The 22977-nt window shown below is 63.2% G+C and carries 22 protein-coding genes; 7 read left to right on the forward strand and 15 right to left on the reverse strand.

The features are described 5' to 3' along the window. Positions 1-87 precede the first annotated feature (87 nt). Genes ACZ6YA_RS24685 through ACZ6YA_RS24710 form a run of 6 tightly spaced genes read right to left on the reverse strand, consistent with a single transcriptional unit; the run spans position 88 to position 5867 of the window. Positions 88-1020, reverse strand: coding sequence for a phosphatidate cytidylyltransferase (locus ACZ6YA_RS24685; RefSeq protein ID WP_465900209.1), 933 nt, complete (start codon positions 1018-1020; stop codon positions 88-90). A gap of 1 nt (position 1021) precedes the next feature. After that, positions 1022-1645 carry a lysophospholipid acyltransferase family protein gene (locus tag ACZ6YA_RS24690; RefSeq protein ID WP_465900211.1) on the reverse strand — a complete coding sequence of 208 codons (624 nt, stop codon included), beginning with the start codon at positions 1643-1645 and terminating at the stop codon, positions 1022-1024. A 9-nt stretch (positions 1646-1654) separates the two neighbouring features. Beyond that, positions 1655-2086 carry a hypothetical protein gene (locus ACZ6YA_RS24695; protein ID WP_465900212.1) on the reverse strand — a complete coding sequence of 144 codons (432 nt, stop codon included), beginning with the start codon at positions 2084-2086 and terminating at the stop codon, positions 1655-1657. Then, positions 2083-3477, reverse strand: coding sequence for a phosphatase PAP2/dual specificity phosphatase family protein (locus ACZ6YA_RS24700; RefSeq protein WP_465900214.1), 1395 nt, complete (start codon positions 3475-3477; stop codon positions 2083-2085). The genes ACZ6YA_RS24695 and ACZ6YA_RS24700 overlap by 4 nt, the downstream gene beginning before the upstream one ends. Continuing rightward, positions 3474-5231, reverse strand: a complete 1758-nt coding sequence (locus tag ACZ6YA_RS24705; RefSeq protein WP_465900215.1) for a bifunctional alpha/beta hydrolase/class I SAM-dependent methyltransferase — start codon at positions 5229-5231, stop codon at positions 3474-3476. The genes ACZ6YA_RS24700 and ACZ6YA_RS24705 overlap by 4 nt, the downstream gene beginning before the upstream one ends. 30 nt (positions 5232-5261) lie before the next feature. Then, positions 5262-5867, reverse strand: coding sequence for a CDP-alcohol phosphatidyltransferase family protein (locus tag ACZ6YA_RS24710; RefSeq protein ID WP_465900216.1), 606 nt, complete (start codon positions 5865-5867; stop codon positions 5262-5264). Between the two features lie 74 nt (positions 5868-5941). Between ACZ6YA_RS24710 and ACZ6YA_RS24715 the strand changes: the two genes are divergently transcribed. After that, a complete protein-coding gene (locus tag ACZ6YA_RS24715; protein WP_465900218.1) occupies positions 5942-6706 on the forward strand; it encodes a sulfite exporter TauE/SafE family protein in 765 nt (254 codons plus the stop codon). On the opposite strand, the gene ACZ6YA_RS24720 is transcribed toward ACZ6YA_RS24715, so the two are convergent. After that, positions 6696-7010 carry a putative quinol monooxygenase gene (locus tag ACZ6YA_RS24720; protein ID WP_465900220.1) on the reverse strand — a complete coding sequence of 105 codons (315 nt, stop codon included), beginning with the start codon at positions 7008-7010 and terminating at the stop codon, positions 6696-6698. The genes ACZ6YA_RS24715 and ACZ6YA_RS24720 overlap by 11 nt on opposite strands. Before the next feature lie 165 nt (positions 7011-7175). Between ACZ6YA_RS24720 and mdaB the strand changes: the two genes are divergently transcribed. The 3 genes from mdaB (at position 7176) to ggt (ending at position 10544) form a co-directional block, all read left to right on the forward strand. After that, on the forward strand, positions 7176-7766 hold the full coding sequence (gene mdaB, locus ACZ6YA_RS24725; RefSeq protein WP_465900221.1) for an NADPH:quinone oxidoreductase MdaB: 591 nt from the start codon (positions 7176-7178) through the stop codon (positions 7764-7766). 97 nt (positions 7767-7863) lie between these two features. Then, a complete protein-coding gene (locus ACZ6YA_RS24730; RefSeq protein ID WP_465900223.1) occupies positions 7864-8760 on the forward strand; it encodes a LysR family transcriptional regulator in 897 nt (298 codons plus the stop codon). A gap of 116 nt (positions 8761-8876) precedes the next feature. Continuing rightward, positions 8877-10544 (forward strand): gamma-glutamyltransferase, encoded by a 1668-nt coding sequence (gene ggt / locus ACZ6YA_RS24735; protein ID WP_465900225.1) that lies wholly within the window; start codon positions 8877-8879, stop codon positions 10542-10544. A gap of 121 nt (positions 10545-10665) precedes the next feature. Here ggt and ACZ6YA_RS24740 read toward each other — a convergent pair whose 3' ends face one another. Together ACZ6YA_RS24740 and ypfJ are read right to left on the reverse strand one after the other, a co-directional pair. Then, the gene (locus ACZ6YA_RS24740) at positions 10666-12585 is read right to left on the reverse strand and encodes a methyl-accepting chemotaxis protein (RefSeq protein ID WP_465900227.1); all 1920 of its coding nucleotides are present in this window, start codon (positions 12583-12585) and stop codon (positions 10666-10668) included. A 175-nt stretch (positions 12586-12760) separates the two neighbouring features. Further along, positions 12761-13648 (reverse strand): KPN_02809 family neutral zinc metallopeptidase, encoded by an 888-nt coding sequence (gene ypfJ, locus ACZ6YA_RS24745; RefSeq protein ID WP_465900229.1) that lies wholly within the window; start codon positions 13646-13648, stop codon positions 12761-12763. A 188-nt stretch (positions 13649-13836) separates the two neighbouring features. Between ypfJ and pcaH the strand changes: the two genes are divergently transcribed. Next, positions 13837-14556, forward strand: a complete 720-nt coding sequence (gene pcaH / locus ACZ6YA_RS24750) for a protocatechuate 3,4-dioxygenase subunit beta (protein WP_403134556.1) — start codon at positions 13837-13839, stop codon at positions 14554-14556. Positions 14557-14566: 10 nt separating this feature from the next. Beyond that, a complete protein-coding gene (gene pcaG / locus ACZ6YA_RS24755) occupies positions 14567-15172 on the forward strand; it encodes a protocatechuate 3,4-dioxygenase subunit alpha (protein WP_465900230.1) in 606 nt (201 codons plus the stop codon). 35 nt (positions 15173-15207) lie between these two features. On the opposite strand, the gene ACZ6YA_RS24760 is transcribed toward pcaG, so the two are convergent. The 6 genes from ACZ6YA_RS24760 to ACZ6YA_RS24785 all read right to left on the reverse strand — a co-directional run bounded on the left by ACZ6YA_RS24760 (position 15208) and on the right by ACZ6YA_RS24785 (position 21191). After that, a complete protein-coding gene (locus tag ACZ6YA_RS24760) occupies positions 15208-15642 on the reverse strand; it encodes a cupin domain-containing protein (RefSeq protein ID WP_465900232.1) in 435 nt (144 codons plus the stop codon). A gap of 103 nt (positions 15643-15745) precedes the next feature. After that, positions 15746-16651, reverse strand: coding sequence for a LysR family transcriptional regulator (locus ACZ6YA_RS24765; RefSeq protein ID WP_465900233.1), 906 nt, complete (start codon positions 16649-16651; stop codon positions 15746-15748). A 162-nt stretch (positions 16652-16813) separates the two neighbouring features. Further along, positions 16814-17251, reverse strand: coding sequence for a cupin domain-containing protein (locus ACZ6YA_RS24770; RefSeq protein WP_465900235.1), 438 nt, complete (start codon positions 17249-17251; stop codon positions 16814-16816). 177 nt (positions 17252-17428) lie between these two features. Then, positions 17429-18514, reverse strand: coding sequence for a tRNA (uridine(54)-C5)-methyltransferase TrmA (gene trmA, locus ACZ6YA_RS24775; protein WP_465900236.1), 1086 nt, complete (start codon positions 18512-18514; stop codon positions 17429-17431). Continuing rightward, the gene (locus tag ACZ6YA_RS24780) at positions 18511-19806 is read right to left on the reverse strand and encodes an NCS2 family permease (protein ID WP_465900238.1); all 1296 of its coding nucleotides are present in this window, start codon (positions 19804-19806) and stop codon (positions 18511-18513) included. Before ACZ6YA_RS24780 ends, trmA begins: the two co-directional genes overlap by 4 nt. Positions 19807-19970: 164 nt before the next feature. Beyond that, positions 19971-21191: an MFS transporter gene (locus ACZ6YA_RS24785; protein ID WP_465900240.1), complete on the reverse strand. Its 1221-nt coding sequence runs from the start codon at positions 21189-21191 to the stop codon at positions 19971-19973. 346 nt (positions 21192-21537) lie between these two features. On the opposite strand from ACZ6YA_RS24785, the gene ACZ6YA_RS24790 reads away from it, so the two are divergent. After that, positions 21538-22974: a cytochrome ubiquinol oxidase subunit I gene (locus tag ACZ6YA_RS24790; protein WP_465900242.1), complete on the forward strand. Its 1437-nt coding sequence runs from the start codon at positions 21538-21540 to the stop codon at positions 22972-22974. Positions 22975-22977: the final 3 nt, after the last annotated feature.

Raw genomic sequence — 22977 nt, forward strand, 5'->3', positions numbered from 1 at the left:
GCGAAGCCGGTGCCATCCACCGCGTCGCTTGCTTCGCGGCTAAAGCTGCTCTCACTGGTCCCAATGGGGCACGCAGGCACACGTTGATCAAGCCCACCAATACCGCACAAAGTGGAAAAACACCGGCGCGGCAAAGCACACTGAATCCATCCGGTCGAGCATGCCGCCATGCCCTTCGATCATGTGCCCCCAGTCCTTCACCCCGCGGTCGCGCTTGATCGCCGACATCACCAACCCGCCGAAGAAGCCCATCACATTCACGGTCAATGCCATCAGTGCCGCCTGCCAAAAGCTGAACGGGGTGATCCAGCACAGCAGCGCGCCGACCAGCGTGGCCAGTGCCACGCCGCCGACCAGGCCTTCGAGGGTTTTCGAGGGTGACAGGTTGGGCGCCACCTTGCGTTTGCCGAACAGCTTGCCGCACACGTACTGCAGCACGTCGCTGATCTGCACCACCAGGATCAACCAGGCGATGAGCAGCAGGTTGCGGCCCTCGAAGCCTGGGATGTCCAGGGTCAGCAGCGCGGGCACCGCCGATACGCAATACACCGCGATCATCAACCCCCACTGCACCTTCGACGCGCGTTCGAGAAAGCGCGTGGTATCGCCACCGAAGCTGGCCAGGATCGGCAGCAGCAGGAACAGGTACACCGGGATGAAGATGCTGAACAACCCGTACCAGTCCATGGCGATCAGCAGGTACTGCACCGGCAGCGCCAGGTAGAAGGCGGCCACGAGTGCCGGGTAGTCGCTGCGCCGGGTCGGGGTGAGCGTCATGAATTCGCGCAGCGCGTAGAACGACACGCCGTAGAACAGCACGATCACGCCGTATTTGCCGAACACGAAGGCGATGCCGATCACCAGCACCATCACCCACCAGGCGTTGATGCGGGCGTTGAGGTTGTCGATCACCGCATGCGGCGCGGGGCCGGCGCGCCACTTGAGCAGGCGGCCGATCACGCTGGCGAGCAGCAGCAAGGCGCCGATGCCGGCGAACAGCGAAAGGGTGTTGTCGTCCATGTCAGGTTTCCTTGGGCGCCAAATTCAGCAGGGCCTGGCGGGCCCGCTCGAGAAAGGCCTGCTTGCTTTCGCCGGCGTGCAGGTGAAGGGGCTCGCCAAAGCTCAGCGTGCACAGCAAGGGCAAGGGTAGCGCGCGGCCCTTGGGCATGACCCGGTTGAGGTTGGCGATCCACACGGGCACCAACTCGACCTCGGGGTTGGCGAGCGCCAGGTGGTATAGGCCGCTCCTGAAGGGCATCAACGGCTCGTCACCGAGGTTACGTGTGCCTTCGGGGAAGAAAATCAGTGAATCGCCATGAGCCACTGCTTCGAGGATCGGCTGTAGCGGGCTGCCCTGGCCTTCGCTGCGCTGGCGGTCGATCAGTACACCGTTGAACACCTTGCGGATCAGGAAGTCACGGATGCCAGGCTTGGCCCAGTAATCGGCTCCGGCGACGGGGCGCGTGCGTTTGCGCAACGGTTCCGGCAGCGAGGCCCAGAGCAGTACGAAGTCGCCGTGGCTGCTGTGGTTGGCGAAGTACAGGCGCTGTATCGGCAGCGGCGTACAACCGAGCCACAAGGCACGGGCACCGGTGATCAAGCGGGCGGCTGAGGTGATGACGGCGGCGGTCAGGGCGGCGAGCATGGCGCAGGGTTATCCGGTAAAGGTCAGTGTCAGCAGGGTAGTCAAGGCCAGGAACAGTTGCAGCGCCAGGCACGCGGCCTGGCGGCGCAACAGAGCCAGGGCGGCCTGGCTGCGGGTGGGCCAGTCGCGGGTATCGCTGGCTTGCGGCTTGAGGCTCAGCTCGAACAGGGCGCGGTCCAAGGCTTGTGTGTCCGCCGGCAGGTCGCTGCTGGCACTCAAACGGGCAAACAGCTGTGCATCCAGAGCCACGCGGATGGCCCAATACTTGTGCAGCACGCCGATCCCTAGCAGTGCCACGCACAGCAAGCTGGCCAGCGGATGCAGCGGCGCACCGAGCAAGGGGGCCAGGCCGTAGGCCAAGGCGATCAGGGTGACACCATCGGACAGGCGTTCGAGCTGGGTGCCGCGGCCGAGCAGGCTGGCGACCAGGTGCAGGTTCATCGCTGCGCTCCCAGTTGCTGCAGCACTTGGCGGTGCGCAGGGTGCAGGACAATACCGGGGCGTGCCTGGCGGATCAGCGCCTCGGCTTGGTCTGCGTCGCTGCAGCGACCACTGAGTAACAGCCAGGCAGCCACCGCGCTGGCGCTGCGTGAATAGCCCAGGGCACAGCAGACCAGTAGGGGGCCTTGGCCACGCAGGTGCTCGACGAACTCGGCGGCTTCGTGGAGCAGCATGGCGTCGGGGGCTATCAGGTCAAGGGTTGGAAGTGATTGGTATGTTGCCTGTACCGGCCTCTTCGCGGGCAAGCCCGCTCCCACAAGGTTCGGTGCGGACTCTTTGGGAGCGGGCTTGCCCGCGAAGAGGCCGGTACAGGCAGAGCAGGGCAGTTCGGCGCAGAGGTCGACGATGCCAGCAAAGCTCGAAATCTCACCTCGCCCCGGAATGCGTCCGAGGAACACGCCGTCACACACTTCATCCGGTTGGGGGTGGCGCCAGGTCCACAGCCTCGAATTGACCCACGCCCCGATCAGATAAGGCGCAAGCAGCCAACAAGCGGCCTGCGAAAGTCGCCCGTCGCGACCCTTCTGAAAACCGCCCGCACCGAGCACGCCATAGTTCAGTGCGACCATCAGCAGCGACACTGCCGGCCATGCCAACCACATCCATGAACCACCCAGCTTGAGCGCCAGCACCGCGCACAGCAGCGCCCCCAATCCATACCATGCTGTCAGCCGCCAACGCTTGGCAACGCGAGCCAGCCTCGCACCCTGTAAAGGCAGCTGGCCTTCGCGCGGCCACAGCCAGACACAGACAAAACCGGCTAGCGCCCCTGTGGGCAAATCGATGAAATGATGCTGCCAGGTGGTCAGCACCGAGAGGCCGATCAGCGCCATCCAGCCATGCATCAGCCAACGCCAGGGCTGGCGCTGTACATGCCGGGCAAACATCGTCCAGATGATCACCAGCAGTGCGATATGCAGCGACGGCGCCTGGTTGTAGGGCTTGTCGAAGCCCATCAACACATCGAACAGCCAGCCGAACACACCGCCCAGCTCCGGCCGCTCGAAGGTGAAACGCAGCGGCCAGAGCAGGAAGCAGGTCACGCTGATCAGCTGTGCGGTCAGCAATGCCAAGGCATGCCGGTCCATTTCCTGGCGTGTGCGTGGCAACAGGAAGGACAACCCGTAAAGCAGGTCGATCGACCAGTACGGGATGATCGTCCACGGCCACAGCGGCATGTGCTGTTCCCAATCGAACACCAGGCTGCCGACGTCATCGCGGCCAGCCGTATGGTTGTTGACCAGGCCGTAGCTGAGGAAAAAGAACGGCCCCAGCAACAGCAACCAGAGCACGCCCCGGCGGATCAGCCCGGGCTCGCGGGGTGGGTTCATTCCCGCACTCGCTGTGCCAGGCTGACGCTGAAGATGCCCCACTCATCGATACGCTGGGCCAGCTTGCGGAAGCCCGCCGCCTCCACCAGCTGGTCCATCTCTGCCTGGCTGCGCCGGCGCATGACCCAGGCCTCACCTCCGCGATGGCTGGTCAAGGCGCGGGCGATCATCTCCAGCTGTGGGTGCCAGGGTTGGCCGGTGTACACCAGGTAACCGCCGTACTCGACGGCCTCGGCCAGGCCCGACAACGAATTGCTCACCAAGGTGTTGCTGGGGAACAGTTCATAGAGGCCGGACACCACTGCCAACGTGGGGCGCGGCTCCAGCCAGGCGAGGCTTTCGCGGTCGAAGGCATCGCCCTGGACGAAACGGGCGATGTCGGCCAGGCCCTTTTCGGCAATCAGAGCGCTGCCTTGCTGCACGTTCAGTTCGCTGTAGTCGCGCAGCAGGATCGAATCGGGCAGCTGCTCCAGTTCCTGCAAGGCTTCGAGGATGTAACGACCGTGACCCGCGGCGATATCGACGATATGCACCGGCCGCTGCTGTTCGCGCAACCGTGCAATGGCCAGGCGCAGCAGTTCCTCGACATGCAGCTTGCGCTGGCGGATGCCGCGCCAGCCAATGGCGCCGAGGTAGTTCTGGTCGATCATCCGCCCCAGCTTGCCCTTGCCCGTCGGTTGGTTGCGGTAGACGTAATCCAGGGTGCTGCCGGAATCGAAACCGGTGTCGAACCCCAGCTTCACGCCGCTCGACAGCCCTTTGCCCAGGCGCAGTCCTGCACGGGTAGCACGCCAGTAGAGGTCGCGTGGCGAGTAGCGGGGCAGGGGCGCGGCCAGGCTTTCGGCTTCGGCGCAGCTGGCGCCGACCTTGTCGGCATCGAGCAGCGAAGCTTGCGTGGCCGGGCTGTCGAAGCAGTGCTCGACAAAACGCTCGATGCGTTTCAAGGCATGCCCGCGCTCGCGCTCGCCGAGGGTGTCGTGGAAGAATCCTGGCAGGATGTGCAGCTCCTTGCGTGCGCTGCCCAGGCGCTCGAAGAAACGCTCCTGCGGTATGCGCTCGACCACCAGGTCTGCGCCGGAAACCAGCATCTGTGTCGGCACCTGAATGGCCTGCGCATCGGCCAACACGCGGTCGGCGGCCTCGTACAGGCCCAGCAGCATGGTCACCGAAATCGGCCGGCTGATCAGCGGGTCGGACACATAGGACATGACCCGCTCGGGGTCATGGGTGAGCAGGCGCGGCTTGACGTAGCTGTTGACGAAGAAGTTGCCGCGCACGGCCTTGAGCAGTTTCAGCCCCGGGCGGGCGAAGGGCACGTACAGCTTGACCTTGAACGCGGGTGACGCGAGTACCAGGCAGCGCACCTTGGGTGCGTAATCGTGGGCCCAGGTGGCGATCAGCACGGCGCCGACACTCTGCGCCAGCACCACCAGGTCCTGCTCGGCGAGACCATGGTGCGCCTGGATATGTTCGATAAAGGTCTGCACATCGCGCACGCTGGTGGCAAAGCTCGGGCTGTCGCCGCGTGCGCCCGGCGACTTGCCGTGGCCGCGTGCATCCCAGGCGAAAAAATCGTAGCCCGGCATGTCCAGCTCGTCTGCCAGGTGGGCCATGCGCCCGCCATGCTCATGACCCCGGTGGAACATCACCACGGCCCGGCGGGGCTGGTGCAGGTTGCGCGTGGCGGGCCAGTGACGGTAGTGCAGCTCGACACCGTCATGGGTAGAGAAGTGCAGCGATTGCGCTTGGCGCATGGCGAAAATCCTTGTCCGGCGGCGATGGGTTCAACGGGCTTCGGACAACCCCTGACGAACCCGGTTGTAGAGGGTATAGAGCGAGAGCGCGAAGATGACCAGCAACAGGCCGTTGATCCAGGGTACGGGGAGCAGGCCGAACGCCACGCCTGTGCCCAGTACGCCGAAGGCGAAGGCCCGGTCGCTCTTGCCCATCGGCCCGTCATAGCGCCGCGATGCGCCAGCCAGCGGGCCCATCACCCCGGCGTATTCGCTGAACGTGGCGCTGAGCACCACCAGCACCACCAGGCTGGGCCAGACCCCGGCGAGCAGGGCGAACGGCAAGTACAGCGCGGCATCGGCGATCACGTCGCAGAGTTCATTGAGGTAGGCGCCGAGGGTGGACTGCTGACCGAATTCGCGGGCGAGCATGCCGTCGACGGCGTTCAGCGCCATGCGCAGCAGCATCCAGATCGGGATGAAAATGAACAACCAGGTGATGTGGCTGAGCCAGGCCAGCAACAGGCCCAGCAGCAGCGAGACTACGGCGGCACTGACGGTGACCTGGTTGGCGGTGACACCACTGGCGTGCAGGTGTTCGACCCAAGGGCGCAGCAGGGCCTGGAAGCGGGGTTTGAGCTGGTAGATCGATGGCACGTTGAACTCCTTGATCTCAAGGGCGCTGAAGATTGACTGGCGAAAACCTTGCAGCCCCCATCATGATAGCGGCCATGGAAACCCTACTCGCCTTCTACCAAAACATCGGCCCGGCACTCTCGCTGCTGGTGATCATCACCTTCGTACTGGCTGGCGCGGTAAAAGGCGTGATTGGCCTTGGCTTGCCAACCATCGCCATGGGCCTGCTCGGCCTGGCGATGCCCCCTGCGCAGGCTGCGGCCTTGCTGATCGTCCCGTCGACGCTCACCAACCTCTGGCAACTGGCGGCCGGCGGCCATCTGATGGCGCTGTTGCGGCGACTTGGGCCAATGCTCGCGGCGATCTTCATCGGCACCTTGGTCGGCAGTGCCTGGCTGGGGATCAACAGCGGCCCCTGGGCGGTACACGCGTTGGGCGCAGCGCTGCTGGTGTATGCGGTGTATGGCCTGATCGGGCCTGGTTTGCGGCTTGCGCAGCACAGGGAGTGGTGGCTCGGGCCATTGTGCGGGTTGGTGACTGGCGTGGTGACAGCGGCGACGGGCGTATTTGTGATGCCCGCGGTTCCCTACCTGCAGAGCCTGGGGCTGACCCGCGACGAAATGATCCAGGCGCTGGGCCTGTCGTTCACGGTCTCGACCTTGGCGCTGGCCCTTGGCCTGGCCGGGCAGGATGCCCTGGGTGGCCAGGCACTGGGCGCTTCATTGCTGATGCTGGCGCCAGCGCTGCTGGGCATGCTGGCGGGCCAGTGGTTGCGCCAGCGCATCAGCGCGGCGCTGTTCAAGCGTTGCTTCTTCATCGGCCTGGCCGTGCTTGGCGGCCACTTGCTGATCAACGGTTAGCGGAAGAAGCGCTGAGCATCTCGATGGCCTGGATATCGAAGTCGCGTTCCAGGTAATCCATGCGCTTTTCGAAGAACTCGACCATGTGCGGCAGGCCCGAGTGGACGTCCAGTGCAGCCTTGCTCGCCCAGACCTCGAAAAACACGAACAGGCTTGGGTCGGCTTTGTCACGCAGCATGTGGTACTCGATGCAGCCAGGTTCCTGACGGCTCGGTTCAACATAGGCGCGGAACAGGGTTTCGAAGGCGTCAGCCATTTCCGGGCGGGTCTTGGCCTTGAGAATGAATGCGTGCTGCTCGCTCATGGATCGCTCCTCAGTGATGAATGGTGAAACGATTCTAAGGCAATAATTACCTGCGTATTCGTGATTTCAGATCAATTGTATTTTGACCTTTACCAGCTGTTTCCCTCGCAAGGGAGCCTTTAATCTGCCGGTCATTCAATTTGACTCGACCCCTAGAGGCCCAGCATGAAAAAGATTCTCCTGCTCAACGGCGGCAAACAGTTCGCTCACTCCGACGGCCGCCTCAATCAGACCCTGCACGACGCCGCCCTGGCCCATCTCGACCACGCCGGCTTCGATGTGCAGCAGACCTTCATCGACGGTGGCTACGATGTGCAGGCCGAAGTCGAGAAATTCCTCTGGGCCGATGTGATCATCTACCAGATGCCGGGCTGGTGGATGGGCGCGCCCTGGACCGTGAAGAAGTACATCGACGAGGTCTTCACCGAAGGCCACGGCAGCCTCTACGCCAGCGACGGCCGCACCCGCTCGGATGCCTCGCAGAAGTATGGCAGCGGCGGCCTGGTGCACGGCAAACAGTACATGCTGTCGCTGACCTGGAACGCGCCGCAGCAAGCCTTCGACGACCCGAGCGATTTCTTCGAGGGCAAGGGGGTGGATGCGGTGTATTTCCCGTTCCACAAGGCCAATCAGTTCCTCGGCATGAGCGGGCTGCCGACCTTCCTCGCCGTCGATGTAATGAAGCGCCCGGATGTGCCGGCCGCGTTGGCTGCGTATGAAGCGCATCTGAACGAAGTGTTCGGCCAGGCAAAGTAGCTGTCAGTCCCGGCCTCTTCGCGGGGCAACCACCGCTAGACTCAAAGGCCACAAGCAGCTATCTAGTACCCGCAAAGCTCCCAACACAGGCGCCGCAGTGAAAACCCGATCCGAAGAACTCCAGGTATTCGTCGCCGTGATCGACTGCGGCTCGATCTCCGCCGCTGCCGAGCAGATGGGCCAGACCCCGTCGGCGGTGAGCCGCACCCTGTCACGCCTGGAGGCCAAGCTCGGCACGACCCTGGTCAACCGCACCACGCGGCGCATGGACCTGACCGAGGAAGGGCGCTTCTTCCTCGAACGCTCGCGGCGGGTGCTTGAACAAATGGATGAGATGGAAGAGCGCCTGTCGATGCACCGCCAGAGTGCGTCGGGGCGGCTGCGCATCAATGCCGCCGCGCCGTTCATGCTGCATGCCATCCTGCCCTGGATCGGTGAGTTCCGCCGCGCCTACCCCGGCATCGAGCTGGAGCTCAACACCGACGACCTGATCATCGACCTGCTGGAACAGAGCACCGACGTGGCGATCCGCATCGGTGAGCTGGCCGACTCCAGCCTGCATGCTCGGTCGCTGGGCTGCAGCCCGGTGCAGATCCTCGCCAGCCCTGCCTACCTGGAAAAACACGGCACACCACAGCAGGTCGAAGACTTGAGTCACCACTGCCTGCTCGGCTTCAGCCAGCCCGAATCCCTCAACCTGTGGCCGCTACGCCACGCCCAGGGCGACCGCTGGCCGATCCGCCCGGCGCTGATCGCCTCCAGCGGTGAAACCCTACGGCAACTGGCCCTGGCCGGGGAGGGCATCGTCAGCCTGTCGCACTTCATGACCCATGAAGACATCCGCGCAGGCCGTCTGCAGGTGCTGCTGGGTGATGCCAACAATGGCTACCGTCAGCCCATCCACGCCGTGTACTACCGCAATACGCAACTGGCCCTGCGCATTCAGTGCTTCCTTGATTTTATCCAGCAAAAGTTGGCGATGTACGCCTGCTGAGTTGCCTGAACGCGACAAATCCTGCTCAAAGGCGGCGAAACGTTCGTTGTTTGATTGACAGTCGACCCGCTTCGGCCTTACTGACTGATCAACAAAAACAACACCAAGGAAGTGTCATGCGTATCGTCCTGTTCCAGTCCATGGCCCTCGGTGCCGCGATCTTGAGCTGTTCGTCAGCCTATGCGGTAACCCTTGAGGGCGGCGCGGTGGCCGCGCCCGATCAATATGGCGCACAGGTGGCTGCCGATATCCTGAAGAAAGGCGGCAATGCGGTGGACGCAGCCGTAGCCACGGCCTTTACCCTGGCGGTGACTTACCCTGAAGCCGGCAACATCGGGGGCGGTGGCTTCATGACCTTGTTCGTCGACGGTAAACCCTACTTCCTCGATTACCGCGAGGTGGCGCCCAAAGCTGCGACGCGCAACATGTACCTGGACGACAAGGGCGAGGTTATCGAGAACCTGAGCCTGGTCGGCGTTCGCGCGGCCGGCGTGCCCGGTACCGTCATGGGCCTGTGGGAAGCCCATCAGAAGTTCGGCAAGCTGCCCTGGAGCGAACTGCTGACCCCGGCCATCGGCTATGCGCAAAACGGCTTCAAGATCGCCGAAAAACAGTATCAGTACCGCAACGATGCCCAAGGCCTGTTCAAGACCGCGACCAACTTCAACGACTATTTCGGCAACATGAAGGTCGGCGAGCTATTCAAGCAGCCGGAGATGGCGCAGACCCTCGAACGCATCGCTGACAAAGGCGTGAGCGAGTTCTACCAGGGCAAGACCGCCGACCTGCTGGTGGCGCAGATGCAGGCTGACAAAGGCCTGATCACCAAGGAAGACCTCAAGGATTACAAAGCCGTTTGGCGCGAGCCGATGGCCCTGAGCTGGCGCGGCAACGTGGTGTACACCGCGCCACCGCCAAGCTCCGGCGGCGTCGCCCTGGCCCAGTTGCTGGGCATCAAGGAAGACCGCGCAGCTGATTTCAAGGGTGTGGCGCACAACTCGGCGCAGTACATTCACTTGCTGGCCGAGATCGAGAAACGCGTGTTTGCCGACCGCGCCGACTACCTGGGCGACCCGGCCTTCACCCAGGTGCCGGTCGACCAGCTGATCGCCAAGGATTACCTGGCCAAGCGCGCCGCGCAGGTCAACCCCAAGGCCATCTCCGCCACCGACGACGTCAAACCGGGGCTGGAACCGCACCAGACCACGCACTTCTCGATCGTCGACAAGGAGGGCAACGCGGTCTCCAACACCTACACCCTCAACCTCGACTACGGCAGTGGTGTAGTGGTGAAGGGCGCGGGCTTCCTGCTCAACGACGAGATGGACGACTTCAGCGCCAAGCCGGGTGCGGCCAACGCCTTTGGCGTGGTCGGCGGTGATGCCAACGCCATTGCTCCCGGCAAGCGCATGCTGTCGTCCATGAGCCCGAGCCTGATGACCCGCGATGGCAAGGTCGAACTGGTGATCGGCACGCCAGGTGGTTCGCGGATCTTTACCTCGATCTTCCAGGTGATGAACAACCTTTACGACTATGGCATGCCGCTGGAGAAGGCGGTGGCGGCGCAGCGTGTGCATCATCAGCTGCTGCCAAAGGACACCATTTACTTCGACAGCTACGCGCCCCTGACCGGGCCAGTGGCGGATGGCCTGAAGAAAATGGGCTATGTGCTGGAGGATCAGGGCTGGGAGATGGGGGATATCCAGGCGATCCGGGTGAGCGGGGCGAAGCTTGAGACGGCTTCGGATCCGCGTGGGCGTGGGGTGGGGATGGTCGTCAAATAGTTCTGTTCAGGCAGGACTGACCTCTTCGCGGGGCAAGCCCGCTCCCACAAATCCCGCGCCGGCTCTAAGCCTTGCGCATATCCTGTGGGAGCGGGCTTGCCCCGCGAAAGCTACCTAAAGGTCAGACGCGGAACTGACTGACCAGCATCTGCAAGTGCCCACCCAGGCGCGCCAGCTCAACACTGGACGCTGCGGTTTCATCACTGGCCGCCGCCGTCTGCTCCGACACATCGCGCACATTCAGAATACTGCGGCTGATTTCTTCAGCCACTGCACTCTGCTGCTCGGCCGCCGCAGCAATCTGCTGGTTCATCGACTGGATGCTCGACACCGTGCTGGTGATGTTTTCCAGCGAAGACCCGGCCTTGCGTGCCAGCTCGACGCTGCTGTCGGTCAAAGTGCGGCTGCCCTGCATGGCGTTGGCCACCTGCTGGGTGCCGTGTTGCAGGCCAGCCACCAGTACTTCGATTTCTTCGGTGGACTTCTGCGTACGCTGGGCCAGCCCGCGTACTTCGTCAGCGACGACAGCAAAGCCACGGCCAGCCTCGCCAGCGCGGGCGGCTTCGATCGCGGCGTTGAGTGCCAGCAGATTGGTCTGCTCGGCCACCGACTTGATCACATCCATCACGCTGCCGATCTTCTGGCTCTCCTGCTGCAGCGAATTCATGGCTTCGGTGGAGCGGTGCACTTCCGCAGCCAGGCGTTCGATCTGGCTGATCGCTTCGCCCACCACGCGGTCACCCGCGCGCGCCTCTTCGTCGGCACCGGTCGCAGCATGCGAAGCCTGCTCGGCATTGCGCGCGACTTCCTGAACGGTCGCGGCCATTTCGTGCATGGCCGTGGCCACCTGGTCGGTTTCGACCTTCTGGCTATTGGCACCGGCGCTGGTCTGCTCGGTGACCGCCGACAGCTCTTCGGCGGCGCTGGCAATCTGCGTGACACCGTCACGGATACCGCTGATCAGCTCGCGCAGGGTGGTGCCCATGCGCGCGATGCCTTGTTGCAGCACGCCGATTTCGTCGCGGCGGGTGATGCGCATGTCGTGGGTCAGGTCGCCGCCGGCGATACGCTCCACGGCCTGCAGGGTCTCGCGCAGGGGGCGGGTGATCTGGCGGGTGATGATGACGGCCGCCAATACGCCGGCGAGCAACGCCAGTAGCGTGGCGATGGTCTGCAGGCTACGGGCCTGGGCGCTCTCGGCGTCACGACGGTCGATCTGGATCTTGTACAGCGCGTCGCTGCGCTTGACGATGTCGGCGCCCTGCACGGTCATTTCCGCGCGGGACGTGGTGATTTCCGCGACCGCATCGCGGAACTGGCGCACCGCCTCGCGGTAGGCCTGGACAGACTGTTCGAACTGCTGCACGCGGGTGGCATCGGATGGCAGCTGGCGCTTGAGATTGTCGATCTCAACCAATGCCGACTCCAGTTGGCGCAGGGCCGCCTGTTCGTTGGCCGCGCTGTTGTCGGCGATGTAGCCGCGCACGTCGATACGCACTTGCAGCAGTTGCTGACGCACCTTGCTGATCAGCTGATACTGAGCCAGGCGCACGCTGTCGGCATCCGGGCGGGCCATGACGTCCTGGCTGAGGGTTTCCATGGCCTCGTCGGCCTTGGCCGCCGATACGTTCATCGCCTCACGGGCGGCCAGGGAGTTCTTGTAGCCAGCGCGCATCTTGTTCAACGAGACCTTGTACTCGCTGATGGTCTGACCCAGCTCTTTCAGCAGCTTGACGTTTTCCGGGCTCTTGAAGGTGCTGACCAGGTGTTCTTGCTGCTTGCTGAACGCGTCCAGCTTGGCCTGGGTGTTGGCGGCCGCAGCATCGTCGCCATTGGCGATCATGTACTGCAGGCGCGCAATACGCATGTCGGTCAGGTCCTTGTTGAGCTGGCCGATATCACCCATCCAGTTGCTGCGGTCGATCAGGCTGCCCAGGCTGGTCCAGCCGGTCAGGGCCAGCAGGCCGGTAAGGACCAGCACCAGGCCGAAGCCCAGGCCGAGTTTGAGGTTGACGCTGATGTTGGCGAACCAGCTGTTCATGCACGCTCTCCAGAAAGAATTTCGCTCACTTGATCATTGTTCGATCGCGAGGCGTTGTTGTTCTGGATGCCCGCTGTATCGTGCAGGGGTTATCGGCACGTGGCAGCGAAGCTGAAACGCTTTTTCAGCTGATTTGTAACTCTATGAAACCCCTGGCAATTTAATCGGCCTTCGGTCAAAGGCTACGCGCACTGAAGGTATCGCAGCTGTTCACATCACCCTGGGCAAACCCAGCCTTGAACCAGCGCACCCGCTGCGCCGAAGTGCCGTGGGTAAACGAGTCCGGCACCACGCGCCCCTGGCCCTTCTGCTGCAAGCGGTCATCACCAATGGCGTTGGCCGCATTCAGCGCTTCCTCGACATCCCCGGGTTCCAGCCAATTCAGGCGTTGCTGCGCCTGATAGGCCCAGACGCCGGCCAGGCAGTCGGCCTGCAATTCCTGGCGTACCAGCAAGCCATTGTCGCCCTCCATGCGTTGCCCTGCGCGCCGCGCGGCATCGACCTTGGCCGACACCCCGAGCAAGGTCTGCACATGGTGGCCGATCTCGTGGGCGATCACGTAGGCCTGGGCGAAGTCGCCGGCAGCGGCGAAGCGGGTTTCCATCTCGCGGAAGAACGACATGTCCAGGTACACGCGCTGGTCCGCCGGGCAGTAGAACGGGCCCACTGCCGCCGAGGCGAAACCGCAGGCGGAATTCACCTGGCCGCTGAACAGCACCAGCTTGGGGTCGCGGTACTGTTTGCCTGCCTGGGAGAACAGGGCTTTCCAGGTGTCTTCGGTGTCGCCGAGGATCGACGCGACGAACTGCGCCTGTTCGTCGTTGGCCGCCGGCGCCTTGTTGTCCGCGCCGCTGGGGGCCTGCTGCTGTTGCTCCATCTGCCCGGTGAGCTGGCCGAGAATCTGCAGCGGGTCCTGGCCGGTCAGCCAGCCGATGCCGACGATCAACAGGATTGCGCCGAGCCCCAGCCCCTTGCCGCCGCCAAAGCGCATGCCACCGCCGCCGCCACCTTCGCCACGGGCATCGACCACGTTGTCGCTGCGCCGGCCTTTTCGCCATTCCATCAGATCCACTCCCAAGCATGAAACATGAAGTCAAAGATTAGTTCACCTCAGCCAAACGGACTAATGCATAACCATTTGGTTAAGTAACGGACCGCTGAATTCAATATTCATCCCGTGCGACTTATCCGAAACTGCATGTCCGCCTGCCAAGCCCAGGTGTTCAGATAATTCCAAGAGAGGAAAACGGCATGCCCGCCCAGGACAACAGCCGCTTCGTGATCCGTGATCGCAACTGGCACCCCAAAGCCTTGACCCCCGACTACAAGACGTCCATTGCCCGCTCGCCGCGCCAGGCGCTGGTCAGTATCCCGCAGTCGATCAGCGAAACCACCGGCCCGGACTTTACTCACCTGGGTTTCGGCGCCCATGACCATGACCTGCTGCTGAACTTCAACAACGGCGGCCTGCCGATCGGCGAGCGCATCATCGTCGCTGGCCGTGTCGTCGACCAGTACGGCAAGCCGGTACCCAGCACCCTGGTAGAGATCTGGCAGGCCAACGCGGGTGGGCGCTACCGCCATAAGAACGACCGCTACCTGGCGCCACTGGACCCGAACTTCGGCGGTGTCGGCCGCTGCCTGACCGACCGCGACGGCTACTACAGCTTCCGCACCATCAAGCCCGGCCCGTACCCGTGGCGCAACGGCCCCAACGACTGGCGCCCGGCGCACATCCACGTAGGCGTCAGCGGCCCGTCAATTGCCACCAAGCTGATCACCCAGCTGTACTTCGAAGGTGACCCGCTGATCCCGATGTGCCCGATCGTCAAGTCGATCGCCAACCCCGAAGCGGTGCAGCAGTTGATAGCCAAGCTCGACATGAGCAACGGCAACCCGATGGACTGCCTGGCGTACCGCTTTGACATCGTGCTGCGCGGCCAGCGCAAGACCCACTTCGAAAACTGCTGAGGACCCCGCCATGCCAATCGAACTGCTGCCGGAAACCCCTTCGCAAACCGCCGGCCCCTACGTGCACATCGGCCTGGCCCTGGAAGCGGCCGGCAATCCGACCCGCGACCAGGAAATCTGGAACTGCCTGGCCAAGCCAGAAGCGCCGGGCGAGCACATTCTGCTGATCGGCCAGGTGTATGACGGCAATGGCCACCTGGTACGCGATTCGTTCCTGGAGCTGTGGCAGGCCGATGCCGCCGGCCAATACCAGGATGCGTACAACCTGGAAAATGCTTTCAACAGCTTCGGTCGCACCGCCACCACCTTCGATGCCGGCGAGTGGACCGTGCAGACGGTCAAGCCGGGTGTGGTGAAGAACGCTGCCGGTGTGCCAATGGCGCCGCATATCAACATCAGCCTGTTTGCCCGTGGCATCAACATCCACCTGCACACGCGGCTGTACTTTGATGATGAGGCCGAGGCCAATGCCAAGTGCCCGGTGCTCAACCTGATCGAGCAGCCGCAGCGCCGCGAAACCTTGATTGCCAAACGTTGCGAGGTGGACGGGAAGACGGCCTATCGTTTCGATATGCGTATTCAGGGGGAAGGGGAGACGGTGTTCTTCGACTTCTGATGTGAAGGTTGGGGCTGCATGGCAGCCCCAAAACTTCAGCCTTTCACCGGCTTCAGGTCAAAGGCATCGGCCTGGTACTGGAACAGCACGCAATCTGCCGCGGCCGTGCAGCCGCTCTCGTGCACCAGGTCGGCGGGGAGTTTGTAATAGGCGCCGGCCGGGTATTCGATGCGCTTGCCGTCGATCACTGCGTAAAACGTACCGCTCAAGACCACTGTAGGCAGCGTCTGGCTGTGCTGGTGCAGGCCATTGTCGGTCCCTTTCTTGAACTTCACATACGCCGAATAGGGACCTTTGCCGAAAATGTCACCTTCGACATTGGCATAGCTGACCGCGCCCTTGGTGCCTTCGACTTCTTGCCACTTCAAGGCTGCGCTGTCGGTGACAGAAATGGTTTTTTCTGCCGCGTTGACGCCGAGGGCCAGGGTGCTGAGGGCCAAGGTCGCGATGAGGGTTTGCACTGCTTTCATGTTGAAGTTCCTTCGTTGAGTGACGATGCAACAAAGGCTAACTAAACCCACAGAGCACAAATACCGGTCTTGGTAGTCATGACTTGTGCAAATTAAGCACAAATCAATCACCCCATCTCCGTTGCGAGTAATAGACCTGCACATAATCCAGCAATACCCGCACCTTGGGCGCCAGATAGCGGCTCTGAGGATAAACCGCGTACAGCGTTCGCGCGGGGAGCTCCCAGCTGTCCAGTACCGGTAACAGCCGCCCGTCCTGCAGGGCGTCGAGCACAATGAAACGGTCGAAGCTGGCGATACCCAGGGCACTGATGGCGGCGGCACGCAGTGCCATGGGCGAGTTGGCGCTCAGACGCCGGGGCATGAGAATTTCGCGCTGCTCGCCCTTGGCGCTGGTCAATTGCAGACGCTGTGGGTGCAGTAGCTGGCTGTAGCCCAGCAGGGCGTGGCTGGCGAGTTCGTCAGGTGAGCTCGGTGCGCCGTGGCGTTCGAGATAACCGGGGGCCGCCACTAGCAGTACATCGCTGCTTGCTAGCCGACGTGCCACCAGGCTGGAATCAGGCAGATGATCGGTGACGCGCAGGCACACATCGATTTCCTCCTCCAGCAGGTCGACGAACCGGTCGCTGCAGTGCAACTCGATTTGCAGGCGTGGATAGCGTTCGACAAAGTCCGGTAACCAGCGCCCTAATTCCAATTCACCAAAGGCAGTGGCCACCCCCAGGCGCAAGGTGCCAGTGGGTTGTTGCTGATGCTCGGAGAGCTCCAGGGTCATCGCCTGCATCTGTTCGAGAATCTGCACGCAATGGCGATAGAACAGTGCACCGGCTTCGGTGAGGTGCAGGCGGCGGGTGGTGCGGGTGAGCAATTGCGTGCCGAGATGGCGTTCCAGTTGCTTCACTTGGCGTGACAGGACGGTGTGCGAAACGCCCGCCTGGCTGGCGGCTGCGCTGAAACTGCCGAGATCGACGACCCGGCGGAAGGTCTGCATGGCACTGAACTGGTCCATCGGTACATCACTCCTGGTCGCGTGCCATGGGGAGGTCTGCGCCATGGCAGCGCGCTGCGTTGAATACGAGGCCCATCCTGCAGATGGCCGGCGTTTTTCACCAGGGGTCGAAGGCGAAAGACCCGCTCTGGAAGGAGCGGGTGGACTTTTCAACAGCAGGGTTCAGCCTTTGGTGGGTACCAGGTCGAACGTGTCGGCCTGGTATTGGAACAGCAGGCAATCGGCGGCAGCCGTGCAGCCACTTTCATGTACCAGGCGCGCAGGTAGGCGGTAGAACGCGCCGGCCGGATACTCGGTGCGTTTGCCATCGATCACCGCGTAGAACGTGCCGCTGAGCACCACCGTGGGGAGTGTCTGGCTGTGCAGATGCAGGCCATTGTCGGTGCCTTTGCGAAAGCGCACATAAGCTTGATAGGGGCCCTTGCCGAAAATGTCGCCTTCGACATTCGCATACGAGACTGCTCCTTGTGTGTCGGGCACGTCTGTCCACGTGAGCCTGGCGCTGTCCGGTACGGAGATCAGTGGTGGAAGGGAGTCGTTGACGCAGGCTGTCAGTGAAGCGAGGGCGGCTACGACCAGGGGCATTATCATCAGGCGCATGCTTTGGTTTCCTCATTCGGCTCAGCACAGAGGGCTGGCGTGCAGGTGACACGTTAAATGAGTTGACGGCGGCATGCTGCTGGCAAAAATGTCAGGTGCCAGATCTGGAACTTGTGGATAAAGTGGTGGGTGGTCAAAAGCCGCGGCGAGGCTGTTGCAGCCACGCCGCGGGGTGAATCAGCGGCGTACCAGCAGGACGCCACTCTCCATGTGATGGGTATAAGGGAACTGGTCGAACAACGCACAGCGTTCGATGCGGTGGGTGTCCTGCAACTGGGCAATGTTCGCTGCCAAGGTCTCGGGATTGCACGAGATGTACAGAATCCGCTCGAAACGCCGGGTCAACTCGCAGGTATCCGGGTCCATGCCCGCACGTGGCGGGTCGACGAACACGGTGCCGAAGTCGTAGCTCTTGAGGTCGATCCCTTCAAGACGACGGAACGGGCGCACGTCATTCAGCGCCTGGGTCAGCTCCTCCGCCGACAGGCGCACCAGGCGCACGTTATCCACAGCGTTTTCGTCGAGGTTGCTCAGCGCGGCATTGACCGAGGTCTTGCTGATCTCGGTGGCCAGCACCTGGCGCACGCGGGTGGCCAACGGCAGGGTGAAGTTGCCGTTGCCGCAGTACAGCTCCAGCAGGTCGTCATCGCGCTCGCCGATGGCCTCGAATGCCCAGCTCAGCATCTTCTGGTTCACTGCGCCGTTGGGCTGGGTGAACGCGCCTTCTGGCTGGCGATAGCTGAACACGCGGCCGGCGACGTCGAGTTTTTCTACCGCGTAATCGCGGCCGATGACCAGGCGTTTGCCCTTGGAGCGGCCGATCAGGCTCACCCCCAGTTGTTCGGCCAGTTGCCGCGCGGCCACTTCCCAGGCCTCGTCCAATGGGCGGTGGTAGCACATCGTGATCATCGCATCACCGGCCAGGGTGGTGAGGAACTCCACCTGGAACAGGCGATTGCTTAGGTCCTCGCTGGCCTGCCAGGCGGCTTTCAAGCGCGGCATCAGCTCATTGATGCGCTGGCTGGCGATGGGGAAATCGTCGATCAGGATGGCATTGTGCTTGTCGCCGGGGGCGAACATCGCATAGTGACGCTGGCCGTCTTCGCGCCACAGGCGGAATTCGGCGCGCAGGCGGTAATGCTCGCGCGGCGAGTCGAATACGGCCGGCTCTGGCGCACCGAAGGGCGCCAGCAGCTCGCGCAGGCGGGCGACTTTGCCCTGCAGCTGCGCGTCGTAGGCGGAAGGGTCTAAGACAGCACTCATGCGTTGAACCAGCCCAGCTTGATGACGAACAGGATGGAAAGGATCACCAAGGCCGGGTTCAGGTCGCGGTGGCGGCCGGAGATCAGCTTGATGGCGGTCCAGGAAATGAAGCCGAAAGCGATGCCGTTGGCGATCGAGTAGGTCAGCGGCATGGCCAGGGCGGTCACCACCACCGGTGCGGCTTCGGTGACGTCGTCCCAGTTTATTTCCGCCAGGCCCGAGGCCATCAGCACGGCGACGAACAGCAGCGCCGGGGCGGTGGCGAAGGCTGGCACGCTACCGGCCAGCGGGGCGAAGAACAGCGCCAGCAGGAACAGCACGGCCACCACGATGGCGGTCAGGCCGGTGCGGCCACCGGCGCTGACGCCCGCTGCCGACTCGATGTAGCTGGTGGTGGTCGAGGTGCCCAGCAAGGAGCCGGCCATGGCCGCGGTGCTGTCGGCGATCAGGGCGCGGCCCATTTTCGGCATGTGGCCGTCCTTGCCCATCAGGCCGGCGCGCTTGGCCACGCCGATCAGGGTGCCGGAGTTGTCGAACAGGTCGACGAACAGGAAGGCGAAGATCACGCTGACCAGGCCCACATCGAGAGCACCAGCGATGTCCAGCTGAAGGAAGGTCGGCGCCAACGACGGCGGCATGGAGACGATGCCGGCGAACGGCGTCACGCCCAGCGCGATCGCGGCCACGGTGACGGCCAGAATACCGATCAGCACCGCGCCGCGCACCTTCAACGACTCGAGGCCGACGATCAGGAAGAAGCCCAGGGTGGCGAGGATCGGCGCAGGCTGCTTGAGGTCGCCCAAGCCCACCAGGGTAGCCGGGTTATCGACGACGATGCCTGCGTTATGCAGGGCGATCAGCGCCAGGAACAAGCCGATACCCGCAGCAATGGCCGAGCGCAGCGGCAGCGGGATGCTGTTCACGATCCATTCGCGGATGCGGAAGATCGACAGCAGGAAGAACATCACCGCCGACAGGAACACCGCACCCAGCGCCACCTGCCAGGTATGGCCCATGTGCAGGACCACGGTGTAGGTGAAGAAGGCGTTCAGGCCCATACCCGGCGCCAGGGCGATAGGGTAGTTGGCGATCAGGCCCATGGTGGTCGAGCCGATGGCCGCGGCCAGGCAGGTGGCGACGAAGATCGCGCCCTTGTCCATGCCGGTCTCGCCGAGGATGCTCGGGTTGACGAACAGGATGTAGGCCATGGCCAGGAAGGTGGTGACGCCCGCGAGAATCTCGGTGCGCACGTTGGTGTTGTGTGCTCTTAGTTGAAACAGCCTTTCCAGCATGCCCGCTCCCCAAGGCGCCCCCGGCGCCGTGATTGTATCGACCCCATCAGCAAAGCACAGACCGTACCGGATGCCGTGGTTTTGTGTGGGGAGGAAAAAAGCCGCGCATCATACCAGCATGACTGGCGGGGGCCTATGGCCGTTGGGTAAGGGGAATGGCAATGTCAGCCGTTGTGCAGACGATCCCGGTTGGCCAAGGTCGGGAACAGCTTTATCCACACCCCGGTCACCAGCAAGGTACCGACACCGCCGAGCACCACCGCCGGCACCGTACCAAACCAGTGCGCGGTAACCCCGGACTCGAACTCGCCGAGCTGATTTGAGGCACCGATGAACAGGCCATTCACTGCGCTGACCCGGCCACGCATCTCGTCCGGCGTCTCCAGTTGTACGAAGGCGCCACGGATCACCATGCTGATCATGTCCGCCGCGCCCAGCACCACCAGCACCGCCAGCGAGAACCAGAACGAGGTCGACAGGCCGAAGGCGATGGTCGCCACGCCGAACACCCCGACCGCCGTGAACATGATGCGTCCGACCTTGCGTTCCACCGGGAAGCGCGCCAGCCACAGCGACATCAGCAATGCCCCCACTGCCGGCGCCGAGCGCAGTAGGCCCAGGCCCCACGGGCCGGTGAGCAGGATGTCCTTGGCGAACACCGGCAAGAGTGCAGTGGCACCGCCCAGCAGCACGGCGAACAGGTCGAGCGAAATAGCCCCGAGAATGTCTGGCCGGCTGCGGATGAAGCGGATCCCGGCCAGCAGCGACTCCAGGCTGGCGCGCCCGCGTTGGGGCACTTGCTGGCGCGAATCCAGGCTCAGCATCAGCACACAGGCAAGCGCATACAGCGCCACGGTAGGGCCATACACCCAAATGCTGCCGAAGGCGTAGAGGAAACCACCCACGGCCGGAGCGACGATGGTTGCCGCCTGGGTCGCCGAGGCGGACGCTGCCACGGCACGTGGAAACAGCCCCGGCGGCACTACGTTGGGCAGCAGCGCCTGGGTGGCGGGCATTTCGAACGAGCGAGTGGCGCCCAGCAGGAACGCCAGCACGAAAATCAGCTCGCGGCTGACGTTGTCGGTGGCACTGCCCAGGACCAGGGCCAGTGCGATCAGCCCTTGCAGGGACTGGCACAGGGCAGCGACCTTGCGCCTGTCATAGCGGTCGGCGACATGCCCGGTGTGCAGCATGAATAACACCCGCGGGGCGAACTCGACCAGGCCGACCAGGCCCAGGTCGAGCACATTGCCAGTGAGTTGATAGAGGTGCCAGCCAATCGCCACAGTGAGCATCTGGAAGCCGCTGGCGGTGAAGACCCGGGCCAGCCAGAAGGCCACGAAGGGGCGGTGATGGCGCAACAACTGCGGTGCTGATTCGGACATCGTAAGCCTGTGGCCTCGGCGCAGTAGAGGGGTCGGCAGCGTATCATCTGTTTGTAACAAGCCGTTACTGTTTGCCGTGATCGGCACTTTTTCAGCCTTGCGAACAGTGGGTGGGGCAACAGGTCACGCGGCAATCAACCACACGGCCCGGCGGGCCATTCGAGACTATGCTTCCTAGCAATCGTTGATCTGGATCAATCGTTCCAGAAGCAACGAATTGGCCTGTGGGCTGAAATCCCTGCGATCGAACAGAACAATTCCAATGTGCCGCACTCGACTGAAACGTGGGGGCAGTGGGCAACGGGGCCACAAGCCCGGAAGCCGGATTATCTGAAGAGGAAGCACCATGTTCGGAATAGAAGCCCTAGAGCTCGCCCGAATTCAGTTTGCCTTTACCGTGTCGTTCCACATCCTGTTCCCGGCCATCACCATTGGCCTCGCCAGCTACCTGGCAGTCCTCGAAGGCCTTTGGTTGAGGACCCACGAGCAGGTCTACCGTGACCTGTATCACTTCTGGTCGAAGATCTTCGCCGTCAACTTCGGCATGGGCGTGGTCTCCGGCCTGGTCATGGCCTATCAATTCGGCACCAACTGGAGCCGTTTCTCCGACTTTGCCGGTGCCGTCACCGGCCCTTTGCTGACGTATGAAGTGCTGACCGCATTCTTCCTTGAAGCGGGCTTCCTCGGCGTCATGCTGTTTGGCTGGAACCGTGTGGGCCGTGGCCTGCACTTCTTCGCCACGGTAATGGTGGCACTGGGTACGCTGGTGTCGACCTTCTGGATCCTCGCCTCCAACAGCTGGATGCAGACCCCGCAAGGCCATGAAATCATCGACGGCCGCGTGGTCCCGGTGGACTGGCTGGCGGTGATTTTCAACCCGTCATTCCCCTACCGCCTGATGCACATGGCCACGGCCGCGTTCGTCGCCACGGCGTTCTTCGTCGGCGCCTCGGCCGCCTGGCACCTGTTGCGCGGGCGCGACAACCCGGCTGTGCGCAAGATGCTGTCGATGGCCATGTGGATGGCGCTGATCGTGGCGCCGGTGCAGGCAGTGATCGGCGATTTCCATGGCCTCAACACCCTCAAGCACCAGCCGGTGAAGATTGCCGCGATCGAAGGCCATTGGGAGAACGTGCCCGGCGAGCCTACGCCGTTGATCCTGTTCGGCATCCCAGACATGAAAGCCGAGACCACCCACTTCAAGGTCGAAATACCGGCGCTTGGCAGCCTGATCCTGACCCACAGCCTGGATAAACAGGTGCCGGCGATGAAGGAGTTCCCGCCCGAGGACCGGCCCAACTCGACCATCGTGTTCTGGTCGTTCCGAGTCATGGTCGGGCTCGGCTTCCTGATGATCTTCGTCGGCCTGTGGAGCCTGTGGCTGCGCAAGCGCGGCACGCTCTACAGTTCACGGCCGTTCCTGTACCTGACCCTGTGGATGGGCCCATCCGGCCTTATAGCCATCCTGGCCGGCTGGTTCACCACCGAAATCGGCCGCCAACCGTGGGTGGTGTACGGCCTGATGCGCACGTCCGAAGGGGTTTCCAACCACAGTTATGCACAGCTCGGCTTCACCCTGGTGGCGTTCGTGGTGGTGTACTTCGCGCTGTTCGGCACGGGCCTGGGTTACATGATGCGCCTGGTGCGCAAAGGGCCGAAAACCGGCGAGGGCGATGAGCACACGCCGGGCGGGCCCGGACAGAAACGTACGCCGGCCCGGCCATTGTCGGCCGCCGATGATGGCCGCGAGGCCAACACGCCCAGCCTGAGCAAGGAGAACTGAGCC

The organism is Pseudomonas sp. NPDC090752, assembly GCF_055584805.1.